Annotated in this window: 19 protein-coding genes; 6 read left to right on the forward strand and 13 right to left on the reverse strand. The window is 58.8% G+C overall.

From position 1 onward, the window contains the following. Positions 1-137 precede the first annotated feature (137 nt). Positions 138-1,526 carry an aspartate kinase gene (locus tag PMX70_RS08445; RefSeq protein WP_117766542.1) on the reverse strand — a complete coding sequence of 463 codons (1,389 nt, stop codon included), beginning with the start codon at positions 1,524-1,526 and terminating at the stop codon, positions 138-140. A 104-nt stretch (positions 1,527-1,630) separates the two neighbouring features. Here PMX70_RS08445 and thrC point away from each other — a divergent pair, with 104 nt between their 5' ends. Together thrC and thrB are read left to right on the forward strand one after the other, a co-directional pair. Continuing rightward, complete coding sequence (gene thrC / locus PMX70_RS08450) at positions 1,631-3,148, forward strand: threonine synthase (RefSeq protein WP_271743365.1); 1,518 nt, start codon at positions 1,631-1,633, stop codon at positions 3,146-3,148. A 203-nt stretch (positions 3,149-3,351) separates the two neighbouring features. Beyond that, positions 3,352-4,233, forward strand: coding sequence for a homoserine kinase (gene thrB, locus PMX70_RS08455; RefSeq protein ID WP_271743366.1), 882 nt, complete (start codon positions 3,352-3,354; stop codon positions 4,231-4,233). Positions 4,234-4,489: 256 nt separating this feature from the next. On the opposite strand, the gene yihA is transcribed toward thrB, so the two are convergent. The 12 genes from yihA to PMX70_RS08515 all read right to left on the reverse strand — a co-directional run bounded on the left by yihA (position 4,490) and on the right by PMX70_RS08515 (position 18,760). Then, a complete protein-coding gene (yihA, locus tag PMX70_RS08460; RefSeq protein WP_271743367.1) occupies positions 4,490-5,080 on the reverse strand; it encodes a ribosome biogenesis GTP-binding protein YihA/YsxC in 591 nt (196 codons plus the stop codon). Between the two features lie 39 nt (positions 5,081-5,119). After that, positions 5,120-5,860 (reverse strand): 5'-methylthioadenosine/S-adenosylhomocysteine nucleosidase, encoded by a 741-nt coding sequence (gene mtnN, locus PMX70_RS08465; protein ID WP_117766538.1) that lies wholly within the window; start codon positions 5,858-5,860, stop codon positions 5,120-5,122. Between the two features lie 126 nt (positions 5,861-5,986). Then, complete coding sequence (gene pflA / locus PMX70_RS08470; protein ID WP_117766536.1) at positions 5,987-6,805, reverse strand: pyruvate formate-lyase-activating protein; 819 nt, start codon at positions 6,803-6,805, stop codon at positions 5,987-5,989. A 174-nt stretch (positions 6,806-6,979) separates the two neighbouring features. After that, on the reverse strand, positions 6,980-7,834 hold the full coding sequence (locus PMX70_RS08475; protein WP_271743368.1) for a DegV family protein: 855 nt from the start codon (positions 7,832-7,834) through the stop codon (positions 6,980-6,982). A 276-nt stretch (positions 7,835-8,110) separates the two neighbouring features. After that, a complete protein-coding gene (locus tag PMX70_RS08480) occupies positions 8,111-9,553 on the reverse strand; it encodes a glycoside hydrolase family 32 protein (protein ID WP_117766532.1) in 1,443 nt (480 codons plus the stop codon). A gap of 101 nt (positions 9,554-9,654) precedes the next feature. Next, positions 9,655-11,106, reverse strand: coding sequence for a PTS transporter subunit EIIC (locus tag PMX70_RS08485; RefSeq protein WP_040358954.1), 1,452 nt, complete (start codon positions 11,104-11,106; stop codon positions 9,655-9,657). Positions 11,107-11,151: 45 nt separating this feature from the next. Continuing rightward, on the reverse strand, positions 11,152-12,534 hold the full coding sequence (locus PMX70_RS08490; RefSeq protein WP_117743236.1) for a family 43 glycosylhydrolase: 1,383 nt from the start codon (positions 12,532-12,534) through the stop codon (positions 11,152-11,154). Positions 12,535-12,718: 184 nt separating this feature from the next. After that, positions 12,719-13,729, reverse strand: a complete 1,011-nt coding sequence (locus PMX70_RS08495; protein WP_233504626.1) for a LacI family DNA-binding transcriptional regulator — start codon at positions 13,727-13,729, stop codon at positions 12,719-12,721. 303 nt (positions 13,730-14,032) lie between these two features. Next, on the reverse strand, positions 14,033-14,284 hold the full coding sequence (grcA3, locus tag PMX70_RS08500) for an autonomous glycyl radical cofactor GrcA3 (RefSeq protein WP_006234861.1): 252 nt from the start codon (positions 14,282-14,284) through the stop codon (positions 14,033-14,035). 85 nt (positions 14,285-14,369) lie between these two features. Further along, positions 14,370-16,421, reverse strand: coding sequence for a formate C-acetyltransferase (pflB, locus tag PMX70_RS08505; protein ID WP_055310750.1), 2,052 nt, complete (start codon positions 16,419-16,421; stop codon positions 14,370-14,372). Between the two features lie 467 nt (positions 16,422-16,888). Further along, on the reverse strand, positions 16,889-17,902 hold the full coding sequence (locus PMX70_RS08510; RefSeq protein WP_271743369.1) for a 2-keto-3-deoxygluconate permease: 1,014 nt from the start codon (positions 17,900-17,902) through the stop codon (positions 16,889-16,891). A gap of 108 nt (positions 17,903-18,010) precedes the next feature. Continuing rightward, on the reverse strand, positions 18,011-18,760 hold the full coding sequence (locus tag PMX70_RS08515) for an SDR family NAD(P)-dependent oxidoreductase (RefSeq protein ID WP_006234857.1): 750 nt from the start codon (positions 18,758-18,760) through the stop codon (positions 18,011-18,013). 248 nt (positions 18,761-19,008) lie between these two features. On the opposite strand from PMX70_RS08515, the gene PMX70_RS08520 reads away from it, so the two are divergent. The 4 genes from PMX70_RS08520 (at position 19,009) to PMX70_RS08535 (ending at position 25,290) form a co-directional block, all read left to right on the forward strand. Next, a complete protein-coding gene (locus PMX70_RS08520; RefSeq protein ID WP_050766108.1) occupies positions 19,009-19,458 on the forward strand; it encodes a MarR family winged helix-turn-helix transcriptional regulator in 450 nt (149 codons plus the stop codon). Continuing rightward, on the forward strand, positions 19,455-21,821 hold the full coding sequence (locus PMX70_RS08525; protein ID WP_138340126.1) for an ABC transporter ATP-binding protein: 2,367 nt from the start codon (positions 19,455-19,457) through the stop codon (positions 21,819-21,821). The genes PMX70_RS08520 and PMX70_RS08525 overlap by 4 nt, the downstream gene beginning before the upstream one ends. Beyond that, entirely contained in the window at positions 21,821-23,677 is a 1,857-nt protein-coding gene (locus PMX70_RS08530; RefSeq protein ID WP_271743370.1) for an ABC transporter ATP-binding protein, read from the forward strand. Before PMX70_RS08525 ends, PMX70_RS08530 begins: the two co-directional genes overlap by 1 nt. Before the next feature lie 581 nt (positions 23,678-24,258). Next, complete coding sequence (locus PMX70_RS08535; protein ID WP_271743371.1) at positions 24,259-25,290, forward strand: 3-deoxy-7-phosphoheptulonate synthase; 1,032 nt, start codon at positions 24,259-24,261, stop codon at positions 25,288-25,290. Positions 25,291-25,413: the final 123 nt, after the last annotated feature.

Raw genomic sequence — 25,413 nt, forward strand, 5'->3', positions numbered from 1 at the left:
GCCAAGCAGGCCGATTATTGTTGCCAGTGTATACAAGAACGGGGCGGGCACGAAACCCGCCCCGTCGAAACGAAACCGAAACGAAACGCCCCGCCATAGATTTTTGAGGCAAGTCCAAAAATCTACTGGGATAGCAGCTACTTGTGGAGCGCGACCAGAGCGGGATCGACCGGCGCGGGAGCCTCCAGATCGGAGACCTTCACAATGCCGTTCTCGTCGGAGAAGGCGCGGTAAATGGTCTGAATCGCCAGATCAAAGTCCTTCTCCTCCACACCGATGATGATATTGATCTCGTCGCAGCTCTGCGAAATCATACGCACGCTCACGCCAGCCTGGCCAAGCATGCCAAACAGGTGGCCCGAGATGCCGGCACGACCGCGCAGGTTACGGCCGACGGTCGCGATGAGCGCCAGACCCTCGACAACCTCGATCTCGAGCGGCTCGACCTCCTGCTGGATGTCGCCCACGAGTGAGTACAGCGAATCGTGCACATCCTGCTCCTGCACCACGGCGCCAAAGCGGTCGACGCCGGTGGGCATATGCTCGACGGAAACGTCATAGCGCTCGAAGACCGAAAGTGCACGGCGCATAAAGCCAACGCGGGGCTTGGTGCGGTCGCGGGCAACGTTGATGGCGACAAAGCCGCGCTTGCCGGTCACGCCGGTAATGATGGGCTCCGCCTCGCCCTCATCAGCCGTCTCGCTAATGATGGTACCGGGGTCCTGCGGCGCATTGGTGTTCTTGATGACCAGCGGAATACCCGCCTCGCGCACGGGGAACACGGCCTCCTCGTGCAGGACGCTTGCGCCCATGTACGAAAGCTCGCGCAGCTCCTCGTAGGTAACGCGCGCAATGGGCTGAGCCTCGGGAACAATACGCGGATCGGCAGAATAGAAGCCCGAGACGTCGGTCCAGTTCTCGTACAGGTCGGCGCCCAGGCACTTGGCCAAGATCGAGCCGGAAATATCGCCGCCGCCACGATCGAGCAGCTTGATCTGGCCCTCACGCGTCGCGCCGTAGAAACCGGGCATAACAAAGCCGCCCTGCTGACCGTACTCCTGCACCAGCTCAGAGGTGCGATTCATGCTGAGCGTACCGTCGTGATGGAACGCCACAACCGTCGCGGCGTCCAGGAACGGTAGGCCCAGGTACTCAGCCATCAGGCGAGCGGTAAAGTACTCGCCACGGCTCACAAGCTCCTCGGTGGAGTAGCCGCCCGAGCGGGCGCGCTCGGCAAAGGCCGCGAACTCCTCACGGATGGGATAGGTGAGCTCCAACTCATCAGCGATATCAAAATAGCGCTGGCCGATGTCCTCGAGCAGCTCCTCACACGACACGTGGTACTTAACGTGCGCATTGACCAGATAGAGCAGGTCGGTCACCTTGGTGTCACCCTTAAAACGGCGACCGCAGGCGGAAACCACCACAAAACGGCGAGCCGGGTCGGCATCGACGATGGCCTTGATCTTCTTGAAGTGTTCGGCGTCGGCGACCGACGAGCCACCAAACTTGGCAATCTTAATCATGGGCTGGAGGTTACCTTTCTAAAAAGCCTCTGCGAACCTATTTTGCACGCTCTGATACCATGGTTTCACCGATTGGGACCAAGGCATCCGAGGAGCAGTGTTATATGGGAACTTATCATAGTACACGAGGACGCACTTTATCGTGCTCAAGTAAGGTGGCAATCCGTACCGGCATCGCTCCCGACGGGGGTTTGTTTGTCTCGGACGAGCTCGGCACCCAGCAGGTCGATATCAGCTCGCTTGCAGATAAATCGTACTTTGAAATCGCTCAAGATGTGTTGGGAATGTTACTGAATGATTACACGGCCGAAGAAATTTCGGCGTGTGTCGACGAGGCATACCGCGGCACGTTCGCGAGTGAAGAGGTTACGCCGCTCGTCAAACTCGACGCTGCGCCGGGCGCTGACGTCCCTCAGACCTATGTGATGGAGCTCTTTGGCGGCCCCACAAGCGCCTTCAAAGACGTCGCCCTGCAGATGCTCCCCCGTCTGATGGCCCGCACTTCCGCCAAGGACGGCGGCGCCGAGCGCATCATGATCGTCACCGCCACGTCGGGCGACACGGGCAAGGCCGCACTCGCCGGTTTTGCCGACGCTCCGGGCACGGGCATCACCGTCTTTTATCCCGAGGGCAAAGTCAGCCGCGTGCAGAATCTGCAGATGTCCACGCAGGAGGGCGATAACGTCGCCGTCTGCGGCATCCGCGGCAACTTCGACGATGCCCAGAGTGCCGTCAAGCGCATCTTTGCCGATAAGAAGCTTGCCGAGCGTCTTGAGGCCGCCGGCACGGTGCTTTCGAGCGCCAACTCCATCAACGTCGGCCGCCTGGTGCCGCAGGTCGTCTACTACTTTGCCGCCTATGCGCAGCTGCTGCGCGCCGGCGCCATCGAGACCGGCGATGCCGTGGAGTTCTGCGTGCCAACCGGCAACTTTGGCGATATCCTGGCCGGCTACTACGCCAAGCGCATGGGTCTGCCCGTCGCCAAGTTCATCGTCGCGAGCGACAAGAACAACGTGCTTGCCGACTTCCTGACCACCGGCGTCTACGACCGCAACCGTCCGTTCTTCACGACCATCTCGCCGTCGATGGACATCCTTATTAGCTCCAACTTGGAGCGCATGCTCTACTTCCTGTCCGATGGCGACTGCGAGCTCGTTGCCGACCTTATGGAGCAGCTCGCCCGGACCGGTCGCTACGAGGTGCCCGCCGAGCTGCTGACCAAGATCCAGAGCGTGTTTGGCTGCGGCTGGGCTAGCGAGGACGAGGTCCGCGCCGCTATCAAGAACTGCTGGGACGCCAACGGCTACGTGATCGACCCGCACACCGCCTGCGGCTATCACGTCTTTGAGCAGGTCGCCCCCGCCGAGGGCGCTAAGGCTCGCGTGCTGCTTTCGACCGCCAGCCCCTACAAGTTCCCGCGCGCCTGCTGCGACGCCCTGGGCCTCGATGTTCCCGAGGATGATTTTGAGGCTATGCGTGTGCTCGAGCAGGCAACCAACACGGTTGCCCCGGTCCAGCTAGCCGAGCTCGAGTCCAAGCCCGTCCGCTTCGAAGACGTCTGCGACGTAGCCGACATGGCCAACTACGTAGAGCAGGCTGCAAAAAAGATGGCTACCAACTAAACCCCTTATAAGGCGCCGGCGAAAGCCGGCGCACCTTCTTTTATCAGATACCTACCGGGATGATGACGAACGTGCATAGCGTGCCTGGCTGTTTAGTTCGTCGCGAGTTCCGCACGCAAAGGAAAGCACTTAATGTGCTTTCCTTCTTGCGCAGGACTGCCCGAGCAGCGAACTAAACAGCCAGGCACGCCAGGAGGACTCACATGATCAAGATCACCGTCCCAGCAACAAGCGCCAACCTAGGCATTGGCTACGACACCCTCGGCATGGCCGTCAGCCTCTACTCGCACTTCACCTTCGAGCGCGCCGACAAACTCACCATCACGGGCTGCCCCGAGGAGTTCCAAAACGAGAATAACCTGGTCTATGCGAGCTTTGTCGATGCACTGGCCGCCTGGGGCGAGCCGGCTTTTCCCGTTGCCATCGACATTCAGACCGACGTGCCCGTCGCCCGCGGCCTGGGTTCCAGCTCCACCTGCGTCGTCGCCGGCATCATGGCTGCCGCCGCGTTGACGGGCCATACCGTCGACCGCGCCGAGCTCGTCCGCATTGCCACCGAGGTCGAGGGCCATCCCGATAACGTCGCCCCCGCTATCCTGGGCGGCGCCGTCTGCTCCTTTACACCGACTGATTCGCTCCCCCAGTGTCTGCGCTACGAGGTGAGCGATCGCTTACGTTTTATTACCGTGATTCCACCCTACGAGGTACATACGAGCGAGGCGCGCAAGGTCGTGCCGCAGGAGATTCCACTCTCCACCGCCGTATGGCAAATGGGCCGCATCGCCGGCATGACGCGCGGCCTGGAGACCGGCGACCTTGACCTGATTGCCGCCGCTAATGACGACCGCATTCAGGAGCCCTATCGTCGCCGCCTGATTCCCGACTACAACGCCGTGCGCGACACCTGCCTTAACGGCGGCGCTAAAACCATCTGGATTAGCGGCTCGGGCTCGACCCTCATGGCTGTGACCGACGACACCATCGTGGCAAAGTTCCTGCAGGTCAAGCTGCGCGAGCAGTTCCCCAAGTGCGACACGCATATCCTCACGTGCGACACGGAAGGCGCTCAAATCGAGTACCTGTAGACATCCTCCTCATATACCTGTCCGGGACGGTCGGGATATTCCCTCAAAATCGTCCTCGCGCATGAAGGCCCCTTGTCCTGCTCCTACGGAGCGACGGACAAGGGGCCTTCGCGCTGCGGAATGATTTTGAGGGAATATCCCGACCGTCCCTGCGCCTACCTTGCTGAGGATGTCTACAGGGACCCACGCTTTGAAGGGGCGCCAGGCTGATAGTTGATTTTTATTGGCAGGGGCTCTTGCTGGTAAGGGGCACTCACTAGAGGCAGGCCTCGGCGATGCGGCGCTTGAGTTCGTCGATGCCGGTACCGGTTTGGGAGCTTGTGATGATCACGTTCTCGGCAGGGACGTTGAGCTGCTTTTTGATGGCTGCTGCTTGGCGGGCCTGCTGGGTACGGCTGAGTTTGTCGGCCTTGGTGAGGCAGACGATAAAGTTGAACTCGTTGCCCTGCAGGTAATCGATCATGTCATGGTCGAGCTTACTGGGGTCGTGACGAATATCCACCAGCGATACGACCAGGTTAAAGCTGCGCTCGGAGTCGAAGAAGTCGCCGATAAGCTCAGCCCAGCGGTCGCGCTCGGCCTTGGAACGACGGGCGAAACCGTAGCCCGGCAGGTCCACAAAGTGCACGTCGTCGGCCTCGAAGAAATTGATGTTGCTCGTCTTGCCCGGCGTACTCGAAACCTTGACCAGGTTCTTGCGGCCAAAGAGTTTGTTCATGATAGACGACTTGCCCACATTGGAGCGGCCCACAAAGCTCACCTCGGGACAGGTGGGCTCGGGGATCTGCGAAACCTTGCCGTAGCTGGCAACAAACTTGGCAAGCTGATAGTTAATGGAATCGGCCATGGACACTCCTTGGTCGTAGGTTCTTACAAAACGGGCGTGCTATTGCGCGGCGGCGATACGACGAACGATGTCAAGCGTGATGCCGCTCGCGGTGCGAGCGTACTCGTCCAGATCGAACTCGCGCTCGCAAAACGCGTCATATGCCTCGTCACAATTATCGCTGATAGCGCGCAGTACCAGGCAATCGACACCATTCTTGGCCGCGATGTGCGCAATTGCCGCGCCCTCCATCTCGACGCAATCGGCATGCGTGGCCTCAATCGCAGCGTTACGCATGGCGTCACCCGTAACAAAGCGATCACCCGTGGCGATAGTGCCACACAGGAACTGCTTGGGGTCCTTCTCCGCAGAAGTCTCATCCGCCGAGGCATCCACAAATCCATGCTCGGCAAGCACGGCGGCGGCAACATCAGCCAACGCCGGTGTCGAGACAAACTCCTCGAGCCCCGGCGCCGACTCGGCGATGAGTGCCGTATCGGTATCCAGATAGCGCAGGCACTTGCCTATAACCACGTCGTTAATATGGAGTTTAGGGTTTAGGCCGCCCGCAATGCCCGAAAACACAACGGCCTGCGGGGCGTATTTGCTGATGAGATGCTGCGTTGCGGCAGCGGCGTTCACGGTCCCCATGCCTGCCGTCGTGGCGACTACTGTCAGACCCGAAAGCCCACCGTTCACAACAGTCAAGCCCGCCTCCTGCGACTCATGCGTGCCACTCAGCTCTTCCTTAATCTGCGCAACCTCTTTTTCGAGTGCGCCTATGATCGCGATGGTTGCCATGCCATCCCCCAAATCCGTGCAAATTGCTTATCCACGGTATGGTACCAGCATTTTGGCTCAACCGTGTCAGCACCAAGCCGTTAGGCCAGTACAGCTCGGGTATCATAAAGGGGCAAAAATGGCTTGTTAGCCGATGGCCGACCTGAGCTCCGCACGGCGCTTTTTCATACCGGCCATAACGGCATTGCGCAGCTCGGGCATGCGCGCGGTATCCATCTGAGGTACGCCCTCAAGCTTATAGGGAATGCCCAGTTGCTCGTACTTGACGACACCCATCGTGTGATACGGCAGCATTTCCAGGCCCACCACGTTGTGCCATGGAGCGATGAGGCGACCGAGCTTCTCGCACTCCTCCACCGTGTCGGTAATGCCCGGCACCACCACGTGGCGGATAACGACCTTGATCTTGCGACGTGCAAGTTCATCGCCGAACGCCAAGATGCGTGCGGGATCGCAACCGGTCAGCTTTTTATGCTCGACCGGGTCGGCATGCTTAATATCGAGCAGTACCATGTCGGTCTCGTTGAGCACGGCATCGAACTTCTCGGGGTGGTTGGGGTCAAATGCATAGCCACAGCTATCTAGGCAGGTATGTACACGGCCATCGGGGTTGTTATGCATAGCACGAAACAGATCGGCCAAAAACTCGGGCTGCAGGAGCGGCTCGCCGCCGGACACCGTAATGCCACCGCTGCGATAGAACTCGTGGTTACTCTGGAACTCATCCATCAGGTGTTCGACGGTCACCATGGTGCCGCCGTTGACCGACCAGGTATCGGGATTGTGGCAATACGCGCAGCGCATGGGACAGCCCTGAACAAACACCACAAAGCGGATGCCGGGTCCGTCGACCGTTCCCATCGTCTCGATCGAATGCACGCGGCCAAGGGCAAACGCAGAGTCCTCGGGACGAGCGTCCACACCCTCAAGCGTCATTTCTGCCATTCGCGCTACCTTGCCTCTCCTTGGATGCAACCAATTAAAATGCCAGAGTCATTCTAGCCCATGCGTTTGCGTTTAAACGTCTCGGACTAGAACGGCACGTTTTAATCTATCCCCCATCACCATGGCTGGGGGCTACGTCGAGATGTCAGGCTGAAGAACGCTCGCCTGCGGCCTTTACGCCTTAAGCGTGAGCACCGCACCGAAGGCGGTCGGGCCGCAATGGCTCGAGATGACGCCGCCGACCTGAGTCCAGGTAACGTCCTTAAAGCCCAGATCATGCGCATAGACCTCCATGTCATCGCGCAGCTCCTGGGAAAGGCCCACCGAATACGCCAGGCCAATGTGCGAGTAGTCAATCTCGCCCTTCGCAACCATGTGGTCAATAAAGGCGCGGGCGCACTTGAGCATAGAGCCGCGGAACTTCTTGGTCGCCACGAACTTGCCGCCCGTCACCTCAATGCAGGGCTTAATCTTGAGCAGATGGGCGCCAAGGAATGCGACGTTGGACAAGCGACCGCCCGCCTTAAGAAAGGCAAGATCGGTAGGAACAAAGCCCAGCAGCACGCGGTCCATGACGGAATTCGTAAATGCAAAGATCTCGTCGACGGTGGCATCGGGGTGAGCCTCGATGTATTTGGCGGTCTCGACGACAACGAGCGACTGGCCTACCGAGACAAAGCGCGTGTCCATAGAGAACACGTAGTCGCGACCCTTGGCGGCGATCTTCGATGATTGATGCGAGCAGGTCGTGGCCTCGGAATACGCGAGATGCAGAATAGTCGCATCGGGCTGCTCAGCGTGAATGCGGTCGTACACGTGAGCAAAATCCGCAGGCGCGCAGCCGCTGGTCTTGGGCATCACGCTAAACTCGTTGCAGCGCGAATAAATCTCGAGCGGATCGATCGAGCCGTCCTCGACGGTCTCGTCACCAATCGTGACATGCATGGGCACGCGCACGATGCCGTAGCGCTCGCAGAGCTCCGGCGTCACATCCGACCCAGACTCAACCACGATTACGTACTTGCCCATTATTATCACGACCCATCTCGACATTGGCTTTTCAATACATGGCACGCGCCGCCGCACTGTTGCACAACGGCGTCCAAGCGCCAAAGAGACGCCGCCCCTTGCACACAACAAAGGACAGCGTCTCCCTGGAAAACTCCGTGCTTATCTAGGATTCCACACGGTTTATTAAGGAGGGTTACTTATTCCACAAACGGTCGCTATATGCGGTAAGCGGTAGTTGGCCGCGACAACTGCGACACATTCCGTCCAGCAAATCCAATCGTGCTCCACGCACGGTTAATGCACGAGGCGGTAGAAATTCATCGATGCCGCACCCTCGGCGTGCAGCTCCATCGCCGGAACCGCCGGCGAATAGGTACGGCTCGTAAGTGCCGCCTCGCCGCCATTTGCAAAAATCTCGACCATCGTAGTGTCCGAAAGCACGCGCAGGTCGCGAAGCTCGCTGAGCTCGATCAACCTCTGGTCGCGCCCATAGCCTTCGTCACCCATGTCGAGGGTAAGCATCCCGTCTGCATAGCGCACAAAGACACCCTTGCGGATTTCGAGCTCGATCACCTGGGCGCCCTCACAGGAAACCACAAGATCAAACAGGCGGCCCGGCTCCTCAACGGTTTCACCGCCTGTCGCGCAAACGCAGTCGCCGCGCATCCTCTCAATCTCGTGCACCGGCTGCTGACAGAGCTTACCATCGCGCATGCTCAGTTTTCTCGGCACCGTCAACGCGCACTGCCACCCGCGTGCCACCGTCGGGCTTTTTGCCGTCGCATCGGGGCAACCCGACCACCCGATCATCAAACGCCGACCCGCAGCATCCTCAAAAGACTGCGGTGCGTAGAAATCAAAGCCGGCATCGACCATCGGGGGCATGCCCTGCCCGGCGATCTTAAAACTCGGCGCCTCCCAATCGGCCTCGATGGGAAACCACACGCACTGGTGCGGATTGCGGTAACGCCATCCATCGGCGGACACACCCTGCGGACAGCAAACGAGAATAAGCTCACCATCGAGCTCAAACAGATCGGGGCACTCCCACATAAAGCCAAACTTCTCGCCCAACTCAATGCGCGTCGCATAGCTCCAGTCCTCTAGATTGCTCGAGGTATAGACAAGCACGCAGCCGCGGTCGTCTTTCGTACGAGCGCCCAGAACCATGTAGTAGATACCATCGTGTTCAAGGATTTTGGGATCACGCACGTGCGTACCGATATCGTCGGGGTAATCGACCGGCCCAACAGCTATGCGCTTCTCGCCCAATTCGTCGGGGTTCTCGGCAACCACATGAATCTGGTTTTGCTCACGGCCCGTCAACACGTAGTCGTAATCATCGCGGTCAAAATGCTTGACGTTGCCGGTATAGAAGTAGTGAATCTTGCCGTCGTGTACAAAGGCAGAACCAGAATACGCTCCGCTCGAATCCAAATCGGAATCGGGGAACAGCACAGGGCCGCGATTCTCGTACGTCACAAAATCCTTTGTTGTCAGATGATTCCAAAGCACTGGACCGCCATGCGCAGCATCGAATGGATCGTATTGGTGATAGATGTGATACGTATCACCGATCTGCACCAAACCGTTGGGGTCGTTGAGCCAGCCAAGCTCAGGCTCCACATGGAACAGGAGCCTATCGGGGTCGGACGCGATGCGACCCGCCGTCTCATCCTGTCCGGCACGCCACTGCTCATAGTCCGCGCGTGTCACCTTATTTTTTTGATTAAACATCGCCGTTGACTTTCTCGTCTATGGGGAAGGACGCTCGACTCACACGAGTCGAACGCCCTTCCCCAAATGGACTTATCCTCAGATTACGCTGAACGGCTCAACTAGAAGCTGACATCAAAGCCAGCACCAGCGCCCTCTTCATCAGTGGTCGGCACGCCCTTTGCCTTGTTGTAGGCAAAGATCAAGACGATCGGCACGATAAAGGCGATGAGATTGCCAGCCACATACCACACGAGCGTCTCGGGCGTGACGATGAGCAGGCCAAGCACGCCGGTCAGACCCTGACCGATGGCGCGCACCTCAAAGAGCTTCACGAAGGCACCGCCGCAGCCTGCACCGATGCAAGCGCAGATGAACGGGATGATCGAGTAGCGCATGTTTGCAGCAAAGATTGCGGGCTCGGAGATACCGACCAGCGTCGGGATAAAGGACGACATGCAGATGTTGCGCTCTTTGGAATGCTTCTTGTGAATGAGGTACATGCCGATGGCGCCGCCGCCCTGGGCGATGATGGAAACCGACCAGATGGCCTGGATGTAGTTGAAGCCAGTCGTGGCAACGAGGTTTGCCTCGATACCCTGGATGAACTGATGCGTACCGGTAACGACGAGCGGCTGCAGGAATGCGGCAAAGACAAAGGCACCGAAGACGCCCATCCTGTTGTACAGGATATCGATTACGCCGGCGAGGACGTCGCCGATCAGGTTGCCGAGCGGGCCGAACACGGTGAACAGGGCGACGTTAGCAAGAATCAGGGTAACGGTCGGGACAAAGACGAACGAAACGACCTCGGGGATGTACTTCTGGGCAATCTTCTCGACCTTGGCCATAAACCAGGCAGTCAGGATTGCAGGGAACACGCCGCCCTGGAAAGCAACCATGGGAATGGAGAGCGGACCGAAGTTCCAGTACTCAGCACCCGTCGGGTCCATAACGAACGTGTTACGGTTCATAAGGCTCGGGTGAACCATGACGATACCGACGAGGATGCCCAGGATCGGGTTACCGCCAAAACGCTTGACCGCGCTGTACATAACCAGGACAGGTAGGTAGTCGAAGGTGGTGGCGATAATGGCAAAGAAGCTTGCGAGGTTCTTGAGGAACTCGCTGTGATCGGCGAGGCTGCCCTCCATGCCAAAGAGGCCGTTGGCAACGATCAGCGACTTAAGGCCGATGATGATAGCAGCGCCGACGAAAGCGGGAATGATGGGGATAAAGATGTCCGAGAATACCTTGAGGACCGAGAAGAACTTGCCCTTCTTGTCCGCCTCGGCGCCCTTGACCTCGGAAGCGCTGATCTCCTTAACGCCCGTCAGAGCCATAAACTCATCGTAAACCTTGTTGACGGTACCGGTACCGAAGATGATCATGAGCTGGCCGCTGTTGTACAGCACGCCCTTGACGCCATCGATGTTCTCGAGCTCGGCCTTGTTGTACTTGCTCGTATCCTTGAGCACCAGACGCAGACGCGTAACGCAATGCGTGGCGCCCTCGATGTTCTCCAGACCGCCGACGTTATCGACGACTTGCTGAGACACTACTTTGTAGTCCATGTTCCTCTCCATTCCTTTACGAAAGCATAAGACGTTTTGATGCCATTACAGAGACGCGATCGTTGCATTTGCGCACTTAAGCGTACCGTCGGTGACCGTCAGCGCCACACCCTGGCCCTGCTTATTGCAGAATCGAGCGTTAAGCGCAACATCATCGACAAAGATGGTCGCGATGTCGTCGTCGACGACCAGGCGCACATGATGAGTGCCCTCGCCCTTAAAGAACAACGGACGCTCGAGGCCCATGTTGTTGACCTGGAACCACGGATACTGGGGGGCCGCCGTAAACTCGAGCTTGCCCTCACGCAGGTTGGCGCGGAACTCATAGGCAAGACCGGACTCGGCGTCCTCGGCAAGCTTCACCGAGAAGCCGGCAGCGTCACCGGCGAGCTCGATGTCGGCATCGAGCATATAGGTGGAGCCGGCATCCGCGGCGAGCACCTGCTCGACCTTGCCCGACTCGCAGGAGAGCTCAAAGGCCTCGACTGCCTTAGCCTCGCCAAAGGCGCCAAGCATGCTATCAGGAAGCTTGGTGCCGAGCGTTCCGTCGGCACGCTGAACGATCTCGAGGGGCATAAAGGTGCCACCCCACAGGTAAGAGCTGGGGTCGCCGCCCTCGTCACGCGTAGGAACCCAACCAAAGAGAACGCGGCGCTCGCCGTCAAATGCGGTACGCGCGGCATAGTACGCGCGGCCATCGAAGGAATCGTCCGCAGGAGTGATCCAAGGACCGTTGATAGAGCGAGACATGCGGTAACGGGTCTTGTTGCCATCACTGTACTCGGAGAACACCAGATACCACCAGTCGCCCATCTTAAAGAGATCAGGCATCTCGAACATGGTGTACAGGCCCGGATTCCACCAGTCGCCCTGGAACTCCCAGGTATCCAGGTCCTTGGAGGTGAACTTGACCAGACGACCGGTCATCAGACGCTTGTCCTCGCCCACACGCGTGCCGAGGATGAGCATGTACTCTTCGTTCTCCTCATCCCAAAGCACAAAGGGATCGCGCCAGTTGCGGTCATCGTAACCCTCCTGGGGCGGAAGCAGCGTCTCGGCGATGTTCTTCTCCCACTTGACGGCGTCGTCACTCGTTGCGTGAAGAAGAACCTGCTTCATCAAGCGTGCCTTGACCTTATCGCGATTGCAACCAGTGTAGAGCGCATGGTACTTGTCGCCCACCTTAAACACCGTGCCGGCATAAACATACTGGTCGACTTCCTCGTCGCCGCCACGCTCAAGGCTCTCGCCAAAGTCTTTGTAATTGACGAAGTCCTTGGTTGTCGCGAGTGCCCAGCCAAACGGCTCTCCGAAAGGTCCGGGGTTTCGCGTGTCACGCTGATGATAGAGATAGAACGTGCCGTCCTCGCCGTACGGCATGATGTCGCCTACCCAAATTCCCTCAGGCTGGTAATACACCTTGTGCATCCGAGACTTCCTTTCTCACGAGATACTAACTCGGTACAACTGCAAGATATGTCAATCGTTTTCATATGTCAAACGTTTTCACACCAATACGTCTTTTCGCAGTTCCAGTCGTCGGCAAACGGTTGACATATGCCGGCGAACGGTCATCAGAGGTGTTTGAGGAATTCTTTTGGCACGGGATGAACTACGCGGTTTTACCCTCAATGAGTTCAACGGGGAGCTTGATATTCGATTCGGGCTTTTCGCCGTTAATAAGAGCAATGATGGATTGCGCCGCGAGCTCTCCGATGCGATCGATATCTTGGCGTACGGTTGTTAAGTCAGGCATAAACGTCATAGTGCGGCGGGCACCATCCGCGCCCACGACCTTAATATCGCCCGGAGCGCTCAAGCCGCGCTGCTTCATCACGTTAAGACAGATAGCCGCCATCGTGTCGTCTCCCGCAAAGATGCCGTCAATATCGGGGTTCTCATCGAGGATCTTCGCAACGACCGCGCTCTTTTCGTCGTCGGGCTTAACGAACTCGACCTCACGGACAAGCGCGGGCAAACCGGCCTGCTCAACAACATCGAGGTAGGCATCGGTACGCTTATTGGCAGGCATGCGCATGCGGCTATTGCTGCGCAGGCACAGGATGCGCGAACACCCGTCATCGATCAGGCGACGCGTGGCAAGTTCGCCGATACTATAGCTGTCGCTCGCAATCTGAACAGAGGCCTCGCCAAGGTCGCAGTCGATACCAACCAGACTCAAACCCATCTCGGCATACGCCTCGGCACCGATATTAAGCGAGTTGACAATGACGCCATCAACCATATTGCGCCGAAGCATATCGATATAAGAACGCTCAAGATCAGGTCGATTGGCACTATTGCACAGCAGCATCTTAAAACCGTTTTCGGCCAGGGTACGCTCAACGGCTTGAACCGCTTGTGCATGAAACGGGCTGCTGACATAGGGGACGATCATACCTATTAGATTCAGGCGACCGTTGAGCATGGCACGGGCGATATCGTTGGGCGTATAGTTGATGCGCTTCATCGCGGCATGGACCTTATCGCGGGTCTCTTGGCTAATATAGCCGCGATTATTAAGCACGCGAGATACCGTAGTAGGCGAAACCCCCGCCACCGCTGCAACTTCCTTGATGCCAGGCTTAGCTGAATCCTTAGAACGAGCGCCCTCGCGAGCCATAGCAACCTCCCCCATCAACATGTCATACGTTTACATACGAACAAAGCATACCCCAACAACAGCGGGAAGACGGTAACAGCACAAGTAAGTAAACGACTCATCCAAATAATTAGGAGAGTTCCGCCTAAAGGGTGACTCCAAAGGACCCCACATGGCCGGTTTTGGGTTATTTTCCAAAACATCCCGCAGGACGCAAAGAGGCTCCGCCGCGCAACGCGCGCAGCGGAGCCTCTTTGCATGTCCGAGGACGTTTTGGGAAATAACCCAAAACCGGCCCCAGTAATCCTACAGGAGTTGAACCCTTTAGAACTTGTCGTGGAAGGTACGCGCAATGACCTCGTCCTGCTGCTCCTTGGTGAGCGTGTGGAAGTTCACGGCATAGCCGGAAACGCGGATGGTCAGCTGCGGGTACTTCTCGGGGTGAGCCTGAGCGTCGAGCAGCGTCTCACGGTTGAAGACGTTGATGTTCAGGTGGTGGCCACCCTTCTCAGCGTAAGCGTCGAGCATGTGGACCAGGTTATCGGCCTGAGTCTCGGAAACTTCAGAAACCTTCATAATGTGTCTCCTTCGATTAATAGGCGCCGGCCGAAACCGGCGCGCTAATCAGTAATCGTTATTGTTAGTATAGCACTAACAATAGTTACTCGCCCAGCTGATCAAGGTCGATATCGCCAAAGAACACCTGGTCCTCCTTGCCGAGCGCACTCGGGATGATGGAGAAGGTGTTGGAGATGCCGTCCTGAGCATCGCGGAACGGGAGCTTGGAAACCGAAGACAGCGAAGCGATGGCGCCGTGGCTATCGCGCTTGTGCATGGGGTTAGCACCCGGGGCGAACGGCTGGCCAGCCTTGCGGCCGTCGGGCGTGGAGCCGGTCTTCTTACCGTACACGACGTTGGAGGTAATGGTCAGAACCGAGGTCGTGGGCACGGAGTTGCGATAGGTGTCGTTCATGCGGATGTACTCCATGAACTGGTGCACAACGTCGTGAGCGATCTGGTCGACGCGGTCGTCGTCGTTACCGTACTTGGGGAACTCGCCCTCGGTCTCGAAGTCGACGATGATGCCGTTCTCATCACGGACGGGGTGGACCTTGGCGTACTTGATGGCGGACAGGGAGTCGGCCACGACGGAAAGGCCAGCGATGCCCGTAGCGAACCAGCGGTGCACGTGCTTGTCGTGCAGAGCCATCTGGATGCGCTCGTAGCAGTACTTGTCGTGCATGTAGTGAATGATGTTCAGCGAGTTGACGTACACGCCAGCAAGCCACTTCATCATGTCGTTGTACTTGGCCACAACGTCGTCGTAATCGAGCGTATCGCCCTCAACGGCGCGGTACTTGGGGCCGACCTGCTTCTTGGAGACCTCGTCAACACCGCCGTTGAGTGCGTACAGCAGGCACTTGGCCAGGTTGGCGCGGGCGCCGAAGAACTGCATCTCCTTGCCAATGCGCATGGAGGACACGCAGCAGGCAATGCCGTAGTCGTCGCCATGATAGACACGCATGAGGTCGTCGTTCTCGTACTGGATCGAGGAGCTGGCGACAGAAGTCTTGGCGCAGAACTTCTTGAAGTTCTCGGGCAGACGGGTCGACCACAGAACGGTCATGTTGGGCTCGGGGCTGGTGCCCATGTTCTCGAGCGTGTGCAGGTAGCGGTAGCTCATCTTGGTAACGAGCGTACGGCCGTCAACACCCATGCCGCCGATGGACTCGGTGACCCACTGCGGATCGCCGGTGAACAGGGCCTGGTACTCGGGGGTACGGGCAAACTTGACCATGCGGAGCTTCATGATGAAGTGATCCACGAACTCCTGGATCTGCTCCTCGGTGAAGGTACCGTTGGCAAGGTCGCGCTCAGCGTAGATGTCGATGAACGTAGAGGTACGGCCGATGGACATAGCGGCGCCGTTCTGCTCCTTGACGGCAGCGAGGTAGGCGAAGTACATCCACTGGATGGCCTCCTGCGTGTTGGTAGCAGGGTTGGAAATGTCGAAACCATAGGTCTCAGCCATCATCTTGAGCTCGCCGAGGGCGCGGATCTGCTCCTGCAGCTCCTCACGGTCGCGGATGTTGTCGGCGGTCATGACCGTCGGGGTGGAAGCCTTCTGGGCCTCCTTGTCCTTGATCAGGTAGTCGACGCCGTACAGGGCAACACGACGGTAGTCGCCGATGATGCGGCCGCGGCCATAGCCATCGGGCAGACCGGTGATGATGTGAGCCGAGCGGCAAGCACGCATCTCGGGGGTGTAAACATCGAAGACGCCGGCGTTGTGGGTCTTGCGCTCGAAGGTGTAGCGCTCGACAACGTTCTCGTCGACCTTGTAGCCGTGCTGGCTGGCAGCCTGGCAAGCGATGCGGATACCGCCGTTGACGTGCAGAGCGCGCTTGAGCGGCTTGTCAGTCTGGAGACCGACGATGGTCTCCTTCTCGCGGTGGGCGTTATCGATGTAGCCAGCGGGGTGGCTCACGATACCCGTGACGGTCTTGGTGTCCATATCGAGGACACCGCCCTGCTCGCGCTCCTTAAGCAGCAGGTCGAGAACCTCGCCCCACAGCTCCTTGGTACGCTCGGTCGGGCCGGCGAGGAACGACTCGTCGCCCTCATAGGGGGTGTAGTTCTTCTGGATGAAGTCTCGGACGTCAACCTCTCCCGTCCAAATGCCTTCTTTGAAGCCTTCCCATGCCTCCTGCATTGTGTAACCACGCTCCTAGTTACGTGTAATGCGGCGCTCTCTCACACCGCTGCTTATTGAATTCTTGAATTTTCGGTTTGCACTACCGGCTTCTTCCGTTCTTCATCACACGTTGGTGCAGGGAAAAACGTTTGTCCACCTTGGAACTGCAACCCAAAACCCAAGATTTCACCCGTTTGAGAAGGATAACATAGCGACCCTCTCCATCTGGGCTGTTATATGTTTCTTTTTTTATATCATAAGGGCGTTTTTTACAAACCCGCAGGAAATGCGAGCGCGAACAACTACCGTTCACCGATTTGTATGTTATTTTTCCTTGCCTTTGTACGACGTTCGCTCTAGCTGTTATGCCAGCTTTAGCAGGGTAAAGTGTCACAGAGACCCTACAGAAACTGCAGGGCGGCCACAGGATCCCCCGTGGCCGCCCTATGGCGTGACTAGTTTTTAGCTTTGATTGTCGCTTGGCATTAGGCGGCTGCGGAGGCCTTGTCGGTCGTTGCCTTGCTGTGACCCTGGCCCTCAAAATGCTTGTAGCACCAGCTGGTGACCAGCGGGGTCAAAATAGCCGTCACGATTGCGCAGGCAGCAACCTGTGCCGTAGCCGTCGCGAGCACGGCGCCGCCGTACATGGCCCCGTTGACGCTTGCCATGGCAGCAGGCGTGGCCACATTGGCTCCGGCGCAGCTCGAAATGGCCGCACCTGCGACACCCGTACCGCCCGTGAGCTTATCGACCGCGATGACGGGAATTGCAAAGATCACCGAGCAGATCACGCCGAGCAGAATACCGGGAAGACCGCCATTAATGAGCTGGCCAAAGGTCATGGTCGAGCCCATGGCAAAGAAGACGAGCACGATGACGGCGGAAAGTGCCGGCGCCATCATCTTCTTAAAGCTGGGGAAGAGGTTGCCCAGAATAATGCCGACAACGATCGGCAGGATGGCGCCCACGAGCGACCAGCCGATCGGAGCCTGGCCGGCAGCGCCGAGCACGATCATCGTGACCGGAGGGCCGACAACCAGCGTGGTGATGGCGACAGCGCCACGCTCGGCCTCATTGCCCATGGTGCCCATCAGACCAGCGTACATAGCGTTGTTGGCGCCGGTGCAAGCCGCCAGCATCACCATGGCAGAGATGCCAAACAGGTTGTCGTTGAACACATAAAGGATGAGCAGCGACACGGCAACGACCACGATTTGCTTGACGGCGATGATGATGGCACCGCGGGCAGCGGCGGCAGGAGCACTCTTAAACGAAATCGTCGTACCGACGATAAGCAAAAAAGCGCCCACGAGCGGGCCTGCACCCTGCTGGGTCATGCCAAGCGTAAAGCTGCCGAGCGTTTTGAACAGGTCAGGGAACAGCGTGTTGAGCAGGCAGCCCAACAAAAGCGGCACCAAAATATTGGCACCCGGGATGGAGGACATCTTAAAGAACGGCTCCTTTGCCGCCGGCGCCTCCACCGCAGTCGATTCACTCATATATATCTCCTTTGGATGCATGCGATTCGTAGCCGCACGCGCCTATATCAGAAAGAAGGCGACGGTCCCGAGTCGCAGGAGCCGTCGCCGAACAATCGTCGTGGGGTATTACCCGTCCAGGACGATGCCGCCGTCGCAGTCACCGATCTCGCCGTTCACGAAGCTGGCGAGGTCGGAAGCGAAGAACAGCACCATCTGCGCAGGCTCGCTGGCCTGGGCGGCGCGGCCCAGAGGAATACCGTTGATGATGCGCTGAGAGTTCTCGTCAGAGAGAATCGAGGTCATATCGGTCAACGTGAGCGACGGGCACACGGCGTTGCAGCGGACGCCGAACTTGCCGCCTTCCTTGGCGACTGCCTTGGTTAGACCGTTGACGCCGGCCTTGGAGCTCGCGTAGGCCGCGGTGCCGAGCAGGCCGCCGCCGATCTTGCCGGCAACAGAGCTCACGTTGACGATAGTGCCGGCATGGGCCGCCTTAAAGTGCGGGTACACGGCATTCATCATGGTGAAGGTACCGTTGAGGTTGATGTCGATGGTGCGACGCCACTCGGTGTCATCGATCTCGTCGAACTTCTTGGTGCTGATGACGCCAGCGCAGTTGATCAGGATGTTGGTTTGCGGCAGGTCCGTAAAAATCTGCTCGACAGTCTCGCGCGCCTTGGGTGCATCGGCGACATCGAGCTGGTAGAACTTGTTGCCCTCGCCAAGCTCGGCCACCGCGGCCTCGCCCTTAGCAGCGTTCCTTGCGATGAGCGCGACGTGTCCGCCGCCCGCAACGATGCCCTTGGCAATCTCGAGGCCAATGCCCTGAGTGCCACCGGTAACGATCGCGGTTTTGCCCGTGAAGTCAAATGCCATGACTCCAACCCCCTTGATTCAGGTGTCTCCTTGCGGGAAGTTGGAGCATCGCACGTGGCGATAAATGAGTCCCAGTCGTCATGGTGGTGACAACCCCTCGCCTAACCGCGGGCATAATAGTTCTTTGAAACGCTTCAGCGATTGAATTTTTTACTCTTTATGCGCTCTTTATATTGCCCACTGCATGAGACCCGAATACGCGGGTATCATCTTTCACCGAAAATAGTTTCTAGTGTTAGGGGTTTTCGGTGGAAGATACCGATTTCCATGAGCTTGGGCGTCAGCTCTTTACCGAGTTTGGCAGCATGCACCAGCGCGTTTCGCGCTTTGCCGACCAGGCTCTGGGTGGCGAGATGGCCGTCATGCGCGCCCTCATGCGCGCCGGCGGCTCGCTCACGCCGAGCGAACTCGCCGATCGTGCCTGGGTCTCGAGCGCCCGTATCGCCAATATCCTGCGCGCCCTCGAGGCCAAGGGTTGGGTCGAGCGCGAGCACTCAAAGACCGACCGTCGTCGCGTACACGTCACGGTGACCGACAAGGGATTCCAGGTCATCGAAATCAAACGCCGGGAATTCGAGGACCGCACCGCGGCCTTCCTCGAGCAGCTCGGCGAAACAGATACCCAGGAGATGGTGCGCCTTCTAAGACGTGCCAACGAAATTATCGACCGCAATCAAGAAAGGAGAGATGCCGAGTGAGGATTCTCAAGCTCTTTAAAAAACATATCCTGGCACTGTTCGCAGCTATCGTACTTATCGTAATCAGCTGCAACGCCGATCTGGCGCTGCCTACCTATATGAGCGACATCGTCGACGTGGGTGTGCAGCAAGGCGGCATCGCGTCGCCCGTGCCCGACACCATCCGTGCCGAATCGCTCGACGACCTCGAACTCTTTATGAGCACCAAAGACGCCAAGTCTGTGGAGGCCGTGTTTAGCAAGGCGGACAATAACGGCATTCGAACGTACAAGGGCACCGAGGAGGAGCGCGCCGACGGCGGCAAGATTGCCGACATCATGAGTCTGCCCGAGACTGTCGTCCTTTCGTTCAACCAGGGTATTGACGCCAACTCCATGGGCGACATGATGGGCACGTCCGGTGAAAAAGACAACAGCGGCGCCCAGGCCATGCCCACGCCCGAGCAGACGGCGGCGATGACGCCCGAGCAACTCGCCGAGATGCAGCAGAAGGCCGCAGCGGCGCAGAGCATGCAAAAGCAGATTGATGCCGACGGCGGCAAGATCACCATGAAGAGTATGCGCCTAGGTGTCAAGGGCGGTCTGGTAGACCAAAGCAAGCTCGTCGAGGGCGCCAACGATATGGCGGACAAAATGGGCTCCATGTCGGGCTCCATCGTGACCCAACGCGCCGTGAGCTATGTGCAAGACGAGTACAAGGCGCAGGGCATCGACCCCGCCGACGTGCAGAACGCCTACCTGGGCCGCATGGCGACCACGATGTTTGGTCTGTGCCTGATCTCGCTCGTCGCCACCATCCTGACCGGTGCCGTGGCCTCGCGCACCGCCTGCTCCATCGCCCGCGACCTGCGCCGCGAGACCTTCAACAAGGTTATGCACTTCTCGCCGGCCGAGGTGGGCAAGTTTAGCCAGGCCTCGCTCATCACCCGCTGCACCAACGACATTCAGCAGATTCAGATGGCCGCAACCCTGTTTATCCGCATGTGTCTGATGGCCCCCGTCATGGGCATCGTCGCCGTCATGCGTGTCCTGGCCAACCACACCGGCCTGGAGTGGACCATCGCCGTGGCCATCATCGCGGTCTCGGCCGTCGTCGGCGTGCTTATGGGCCTCACCATGCCCAAGTTCAAAAAGATGCAGAGCTTTGTGGACCGCGTGAACCTTACCGCCCGCGAGCTGCTCGACGGCCTTATGCCCATCCGCTCGTTCAACCGCGAGGAGCATGAGCTCGAGCGTTTTGACAAGGCTTCGCTCGACCTGATGACCACGCAGCTCTACACCAACCGAGCCATGAGCTTTATGATGCCGCTCATGATGCTCGTCATGAACTGCATCACCGTGCTTATCGTCTGGTTTGGCGCGCAGGGCGTGTCCGACGGCGTGATGCAGGTCGGCAACATGATGGCGTTCATCTCCTACACTATGCAGATCGTCATGGCGTTTATGATCCTCACCATGGTTTCGGTCATCCTGCCCCGCGCCGAGGTCGCAGCTGAGCGCGTGGAAGAGGTCATCACCTGCCCCACGAGCATCAACGACCCTGCCTCGCCCAAACTGCCCGCAGCCAGCGCGCCGCGCGGTGAGCTCACCTTCCGCGACGTGAGCTTCCAGTACCCCGATGCCCGCGCCGATGTCATCAGCGGCGTGAACTTCACCACACATGCCGGTCAGATGCTCGGCATCATTGGCTCCACGGGCTCGGGCAAGTCCACGCTCGTGCAGCTGATTCCACGCTTGTACGACGTCACGGGCGGCAGCATTTCGCTCGACGGCATCGACGTGCGCGACATGACCCTTTCCGAGCTGCGCCGCCGCATCGGTTATATTCCGCAGCAGGGTCGTCTGTTCTCGGGCACCGTCGAGAGCAACCTCAAGTTTGCCGGCGACATGGTGAGCGATGATGACATGCGCCAGGCCGCGCGCATCGCACAGGCCGAGGACTTTATCGCCGAGCGTGAGGGCGGTTACGACTCCCCCATCAGCCAGGGCGGCTCCAATGTCTCGGGCGGTCAGCGCCAGCGCCTGGCCATCGCCCGCGCGTTGGCCAAAAAGCCCGAGGTCGTGGTGTTCGATGACTCGTTTAGTGCCCTCGACTACAAGACCGACGCGCGTCTACGCGAGGAGCTGGCCAAAAACGTTACCGACGCCGCGCTCGTGGTCGTGGCCCAGCGCATCGCGACCATCATGCACGCCGACCAGATCATCGTGCTCGACGACGGCCACGTAGTGGGCACCGGCACGCACGAGGAGCTGCTGCGCAGCTGCCCGGCGTACCTGGAGATCGCACAGTCGCAGCTTTCCGCCGAGGAGCTGGGGCTTACCCAAGAAGAAATTGCAGGCGTCATGGAAGGAGGCGAGCGCTAATGGCCGACGAGACCAAGACTCAGATTCCCAAGCCCACCCGCCAGCGCGGTCCCATGGGCCGCATGGGCGGCATGCGTCGCGGCGAAAAGGCCAAGGACTTTAAGGGCACCATGAGGCAGCTGCTCGGCTATATCGGCCAGCACAAGATTGCCGTGTTTGCCGCCGTCGCCTTTGCCGTGTGCTCGGTCATCTTTAACATTGTGGGACCCAAGGTGCTCGGCCAGGTTACGACCAAGCTGTTCGAAGGCCTGGTCGCCAAGGTCAACGGCACCGGCGATGTTGACTTTGATTGGATCGCCAAGACGCTCGGCTTTTTGCTCTGCCTGTACCTGGCGAGCTCTGCCTGCAGCCTGATCCAAGGCTGGCTCATGACCGGCGTCACGCAAAAGATTTGCTACCGCATGCGCAAGGAGATCGCCGCCAAGATTGCCGTCGTGCCGATGAGCTACTTCAACGGCCACAGCAAGGGCGACGTGCTCAGCCGCATCACTAACGATGTCGATACGCTCGGCCAGTCGCTCAACCAGAGCGTGACGCAGCTCATCACGTCGGTGACGCAGATTATCGGCGTGCTCGTCATGATGCTGTCGATCAGCCTGCCGCTCACCGGCGTTACCGTGCTCACGCTGCCGGCAGCCGCGATTATCCTGACCGTGATGATTCACTTCTCGCAGCCGTACTTCCGCGAGCAACAACAAGTCCTGGGCGCCGTCAACGGCATTATCGAGGAGGACTTTGCCGGCCAGAACGTTATTCAGGTGTTCGACCGCGCCGAGGCCTCAATCGAGGAGTTCGACCGTCAAAACGACCGTCTCTTTATTAGTGGCTGGCGCTCGCAGTTCCTATCGGGCCTGATGATGCCGCTTATGAGCTTGGTGGGCAACATGGGCTACGTGGGCGTTGTCGTGGTGGGCGCACAGCTCGCGCTGACCGGCAATGCCACGCCCGGCGACATCCAGAGCTTTATCCAGTACGTGCGCAACTTTACGCAACCCGTGCAGCAGCTGGGCAACGTGAGCAACACGATGCAGTCGATGGCCGCTGCCACCGAGCGCGTCTTTGAGTTCCTCGCCGCGCCCGAGGAGGAGCAGAAGGCCGACGCCCAGATTCCCGAGAAGCGCCCCGGCCACGTTGAGTTCGACCACGTCAAGTTTGGCTACACGCCCGACAAGACCATCATCCACGACTTTAGCTGCGAGGCGCAGCCCGGTCAGACCATCGCCATCGTCGGCCCCACCGGCGCTGGCAAGACCACGCTCATTAAGCTGCTGCAGCGCTTCTACGACGTGGACGGCGGCTCGCTGCGTGTCGAGGGCGTCGACGTGCGCGACTGGGATCGCGCGGCGCTGCGCGGCGAGTTTGCCATGGTGCTGCAGGATACCTGGCTGTTTAACGGCACCATCCGCGAGAACATCCGCTACGGACGTCCCGATGCGACTGACGCCGAGGTCGAGGCCGCTGCACGCGCCGCACGCTGCGACCACTTTATCCATACGCTCGCCGGCGGCTACGACTTTATGATCAATGAGGAGGGCACCAACCTCTCACAGGGCCAGCGCCAACTCGTGACCATCGCCCGCGCCATTTTGGCCGACCGTCCGGCGCTGATTTTGGACGAGGCGACTTCCAACGTCGATACCCGTACCGAGGAGCTTATTCAGCGCGCCATGGATGCGCTGATGCAGGGCCGCACGAGCTTTGTCATCGCGCATCGCCTGTCCACGATCCGCAACGCCGACGTGATCTTGGTGATTCGCGACGGCGACATCGTCGAGAAGGGCACGCACGACGAGCTGCTCGCCCAAGGCGGCTTCTACGCCGACCTGTACAATTCGCAGTTCGACGAAGCGGCGTAACAACCGGCGGCAAACAACCGCAATACCCAAAGAATGGGGGCGCAGGACAACCAGCGCCCCCATTTTTCGTTCTGCGGCCCTTGGACCGCATCCCCTGGAGCCGAATTGACGGTCCTTTCCAGCCCCTGTGGGCAAAAAATGGCAAATATGAGTACTGTTACCTTTTTAGTAACAGCCAAAACAGCCCCGTATGCTGCCCGCACGGCTTGCAAGCGCCCCTAAATTACTCAAATAGTTCTATAGCGGGCTTATATGTGTTAAGGTTAATGAACATATTTTCTGTTATGTCTATTATCTTATGCCGGCAATATGACACTACGATAGCAACAGTACTCATATTTGCCATTTTTTGCCCACAGGGTGTTTCCCGGGGAACCGGCGACAGTCTTTGGACTCCGCGCGACGCCATTCCCTCCCGGCGAGCACCAACGTTTGCCCAGATAAAACCTACCAAAATAAACCTGTCCCTTTTTGGCAGGTTTCGGGGTGACAAGGGACTTGCACTTTAGCTTGCGACAGCGGATAATGCCGAGCACTCGACAATACGCCTATTGCTCTTTCTATAGATTGAGGAGGCCCCTATGGCCATGGAATTCAAACGCAAGTTGCCGATCCCCATGGAGATCCGCGAGGAAATGCCGCTTTCTGCCGAGCTTTCCGGCAAAAAGCAAGCATTCGATGCCGAGGTCGCCAAAGTCTTTACCGGCGAGGATGCACGCAAGGTGCTCATCATCGGCCCGTGCTCTGCCGACCGCGAGGACTCGGTGCTTGAGTACATGAACCGCCTTGCCAAAACCGCCGAGGAGGTCAAGGACAAGCTCATCATCATTCCGCGCGTCTACACCAATAAGCCGCGCACCAAGGGCACCGGCTACAAGGGTCTTCTGCACAACCCCAACCCCGAGGCTCCCGACGACCTGCTCGAGGGCGTCAAGGCCATCCGCCACATGCACCTGCGCGTCATCGAGGAGACCGGCTTCTTTACCGCCGATGAGATGCTCTACCCGTCCAACTACCAATACCTCGTTGACCTGCTGAGCTATGTTGCCGTGGGCGCACGCTCGGTCGAGAACCAAGAGCATCGCCTGGTGTCGAGCGGCATTTCGGTACCCGTCGGCATGAAGAATCCCACTGCCGGCTCTACCACCGTTATGCTCAACTCCATTTACGCCGCGCAGGCGCACCAGAGCTTCATCTTCCGCAACTGGGAGGTCGAGTGCGACGGCAACCCGCTTGCGCACGCTGTCATGCGCGGCTACATCGGCCTCGACGGTCGCACCTACCCCAATTACCACTACGAGCACCTGGAGCGCCTGGCCGAGCGCTATACCGAGCACGCCGGCTATGCCAATCCGGCAGCGGTCATCGACTGCAACCACGACAACTCGGGCAAGCGTCCGCTGGAGCAGTATCGCATTTGCAAGGAGGTGCTCGACAGCTGCCGCCGCAACGAGTCAATCTCCAAGCTGGTCAAGGGCTTTATGATCGAGTCCTACCTGGAGGATGGCAACCAGCCGGTCGACGGCGGCGTCTTTGGTAAGTCGATCACCGACCCGTGCCTGGGCTGGGAAAAGACCGACTACCTCATCCACGAGATCGCGGAACGTATTTAGTTGCGCGGTTTTACCAAACCGCGCAATGACTCGACACTACAAACGTCCCTAAGCGGCAATCTGACGTTCAATCGTCGGTCGCGTACAAAAGTACGCTTCCCTCCTCTTTCACGTCACCTTGCT

Origin of the sequence: Collinsella aerofaciens, from assembly GCF_028206795.1 — a bacterium.
Taxonomy (GTDB): domain Bacteria; phylum Actinomycetota; class Coriobacteriia; order Coriobacteriales; family Coriobacteriaceae; genus Collinsella; species Collinsella aerofaciens_AX.

What these genes read in the sequence shown, in the direction of transcription:
- PMX70_RS08495 (WP_233504626.1), bottom strand. Translation starts at nt 13,729, where the DNA reads ATGGCTCGCGAGGGCGCTCGTTCTAAGGATTCAGCTAAGCCTGGCATC.
- mtnN (WP_117766538.1), bottom strand. Translation starts at nt 5,860, where the DNA reads ATGGCAACCATCGCGATCATAGGCGCACTCGAAAAAGAGGTTGCGCAG.
- PMX70_RS08480 (WP_117766532.1), bottom strand. Translation starts at nt 9,553, where the DNA reads ATGTTTAATCAAAAAAATAAGGTGACACGCGCGGACTATGAGCAGTGG.
- PMX70_RS08510 (WP_271743369.1), bottom strand. Translation starts at nt 17,902, where the DNA reads ATGAGTGAATCGACTGCGGTGGAGGCGCCGGCGGCAAAGGAGCCGTTC.
- PMX70_RS08490 (WP_117743236.1), bottom strand. Translation starts at nt 12,534, where the DNA reads ATGCACAAGGTGTATTACCAGCCTGAGGGAATTTGGGTAGGCGACATC.
- pflA (WP_117766536.1), bottom strand. Translation starts at nt 6,805, where the DNA reads ATGGCAGAAATGACGCTTGAGGGTGTGGACGCTCGTCCCGAGGACTCT.
- thrB (WP_271743366.1), top strand. Translation starts at nt 3,352, where the DNA reads ATGATCAAGATCACCGTCCCAGCAACAAGCGCCAACCTAGGCATTGGC.
- pflB (WP_055310750.1), bottom strand. Translation starts at nt 16,421, where the DNA reads ATGCAGGAGGCATGGGAAGGCTTCAAAGAAGGCATTTGGACGGGAGAG.
- PMX70_RS08445 (WP_117766542.1), bottom strand. Translation starts at nt 1,526, where the DNA reads ATGATTAAGATTGCCAAGTTTGGTGGCTCGTCGGTCGCCGACGCCGAA.
- yihA (WP_271743367.1), bottom strand. Translation starts at nt 5,080, where the DNA reads ATGGCCGATTCCATTAACTATCAGCTTGCCAAGTTTGTTGCCAGCTAC.
- thrC (WP_271743365.1), top strand. Translation starts at nt 1,631, where the DNA reads ATGGGAACTTATCATAGTACACGAGGACGCACTTTATCGTGCTCAAGT.
- PMX70_RS08485 (WP_040358954.1), bottom strand. Translation starts at nt 11,106, where the DNA reads ATGGACTACAAAGTAGTGTCTCAGCAAGTCGTCGATAACGTCGGCGGT.
- grcA3 (WP_006234861.1), bottom strand. Translation starts at nt 14,284, where the DNA reads ATGAAGGTTTCTGAAGTTTCCGAGACTCAGGCCGATAACCTGGTCCAC.
- PMX70_RS08530 (WP_271743370.1), top strand. Translation starts at nt 21,821, where the DNA reads ATGGCCGACGAGACCAAGACTCAGATTCCCAAGCCCACCCGCCAGCGC.
- PMX70_RS08475 (WP_271743368.1), bottom strand. Translation starts at nt 7,834, where the DNA reads ATGGGCAAGTACGTAATCGTGGTTGAGTCTGGGTCGGATGTGACGCCG.
- PMX70_RS08515 (WP_006234857.1), bottom strand. Translation starts at nt 18,760, where the DNA reads ATGGCATTTGACTTCACGGGCAAAACCGCGATCGTTACCGGTGGCACT.
- PMX70_RS08535 (WP_271743371.1), top strand. Translation starts at nt 24,259, where the DNA reads ATGGCCATGGAATTCAAACGCAAGTTGCCGATCCCCATGGAGATCCGC.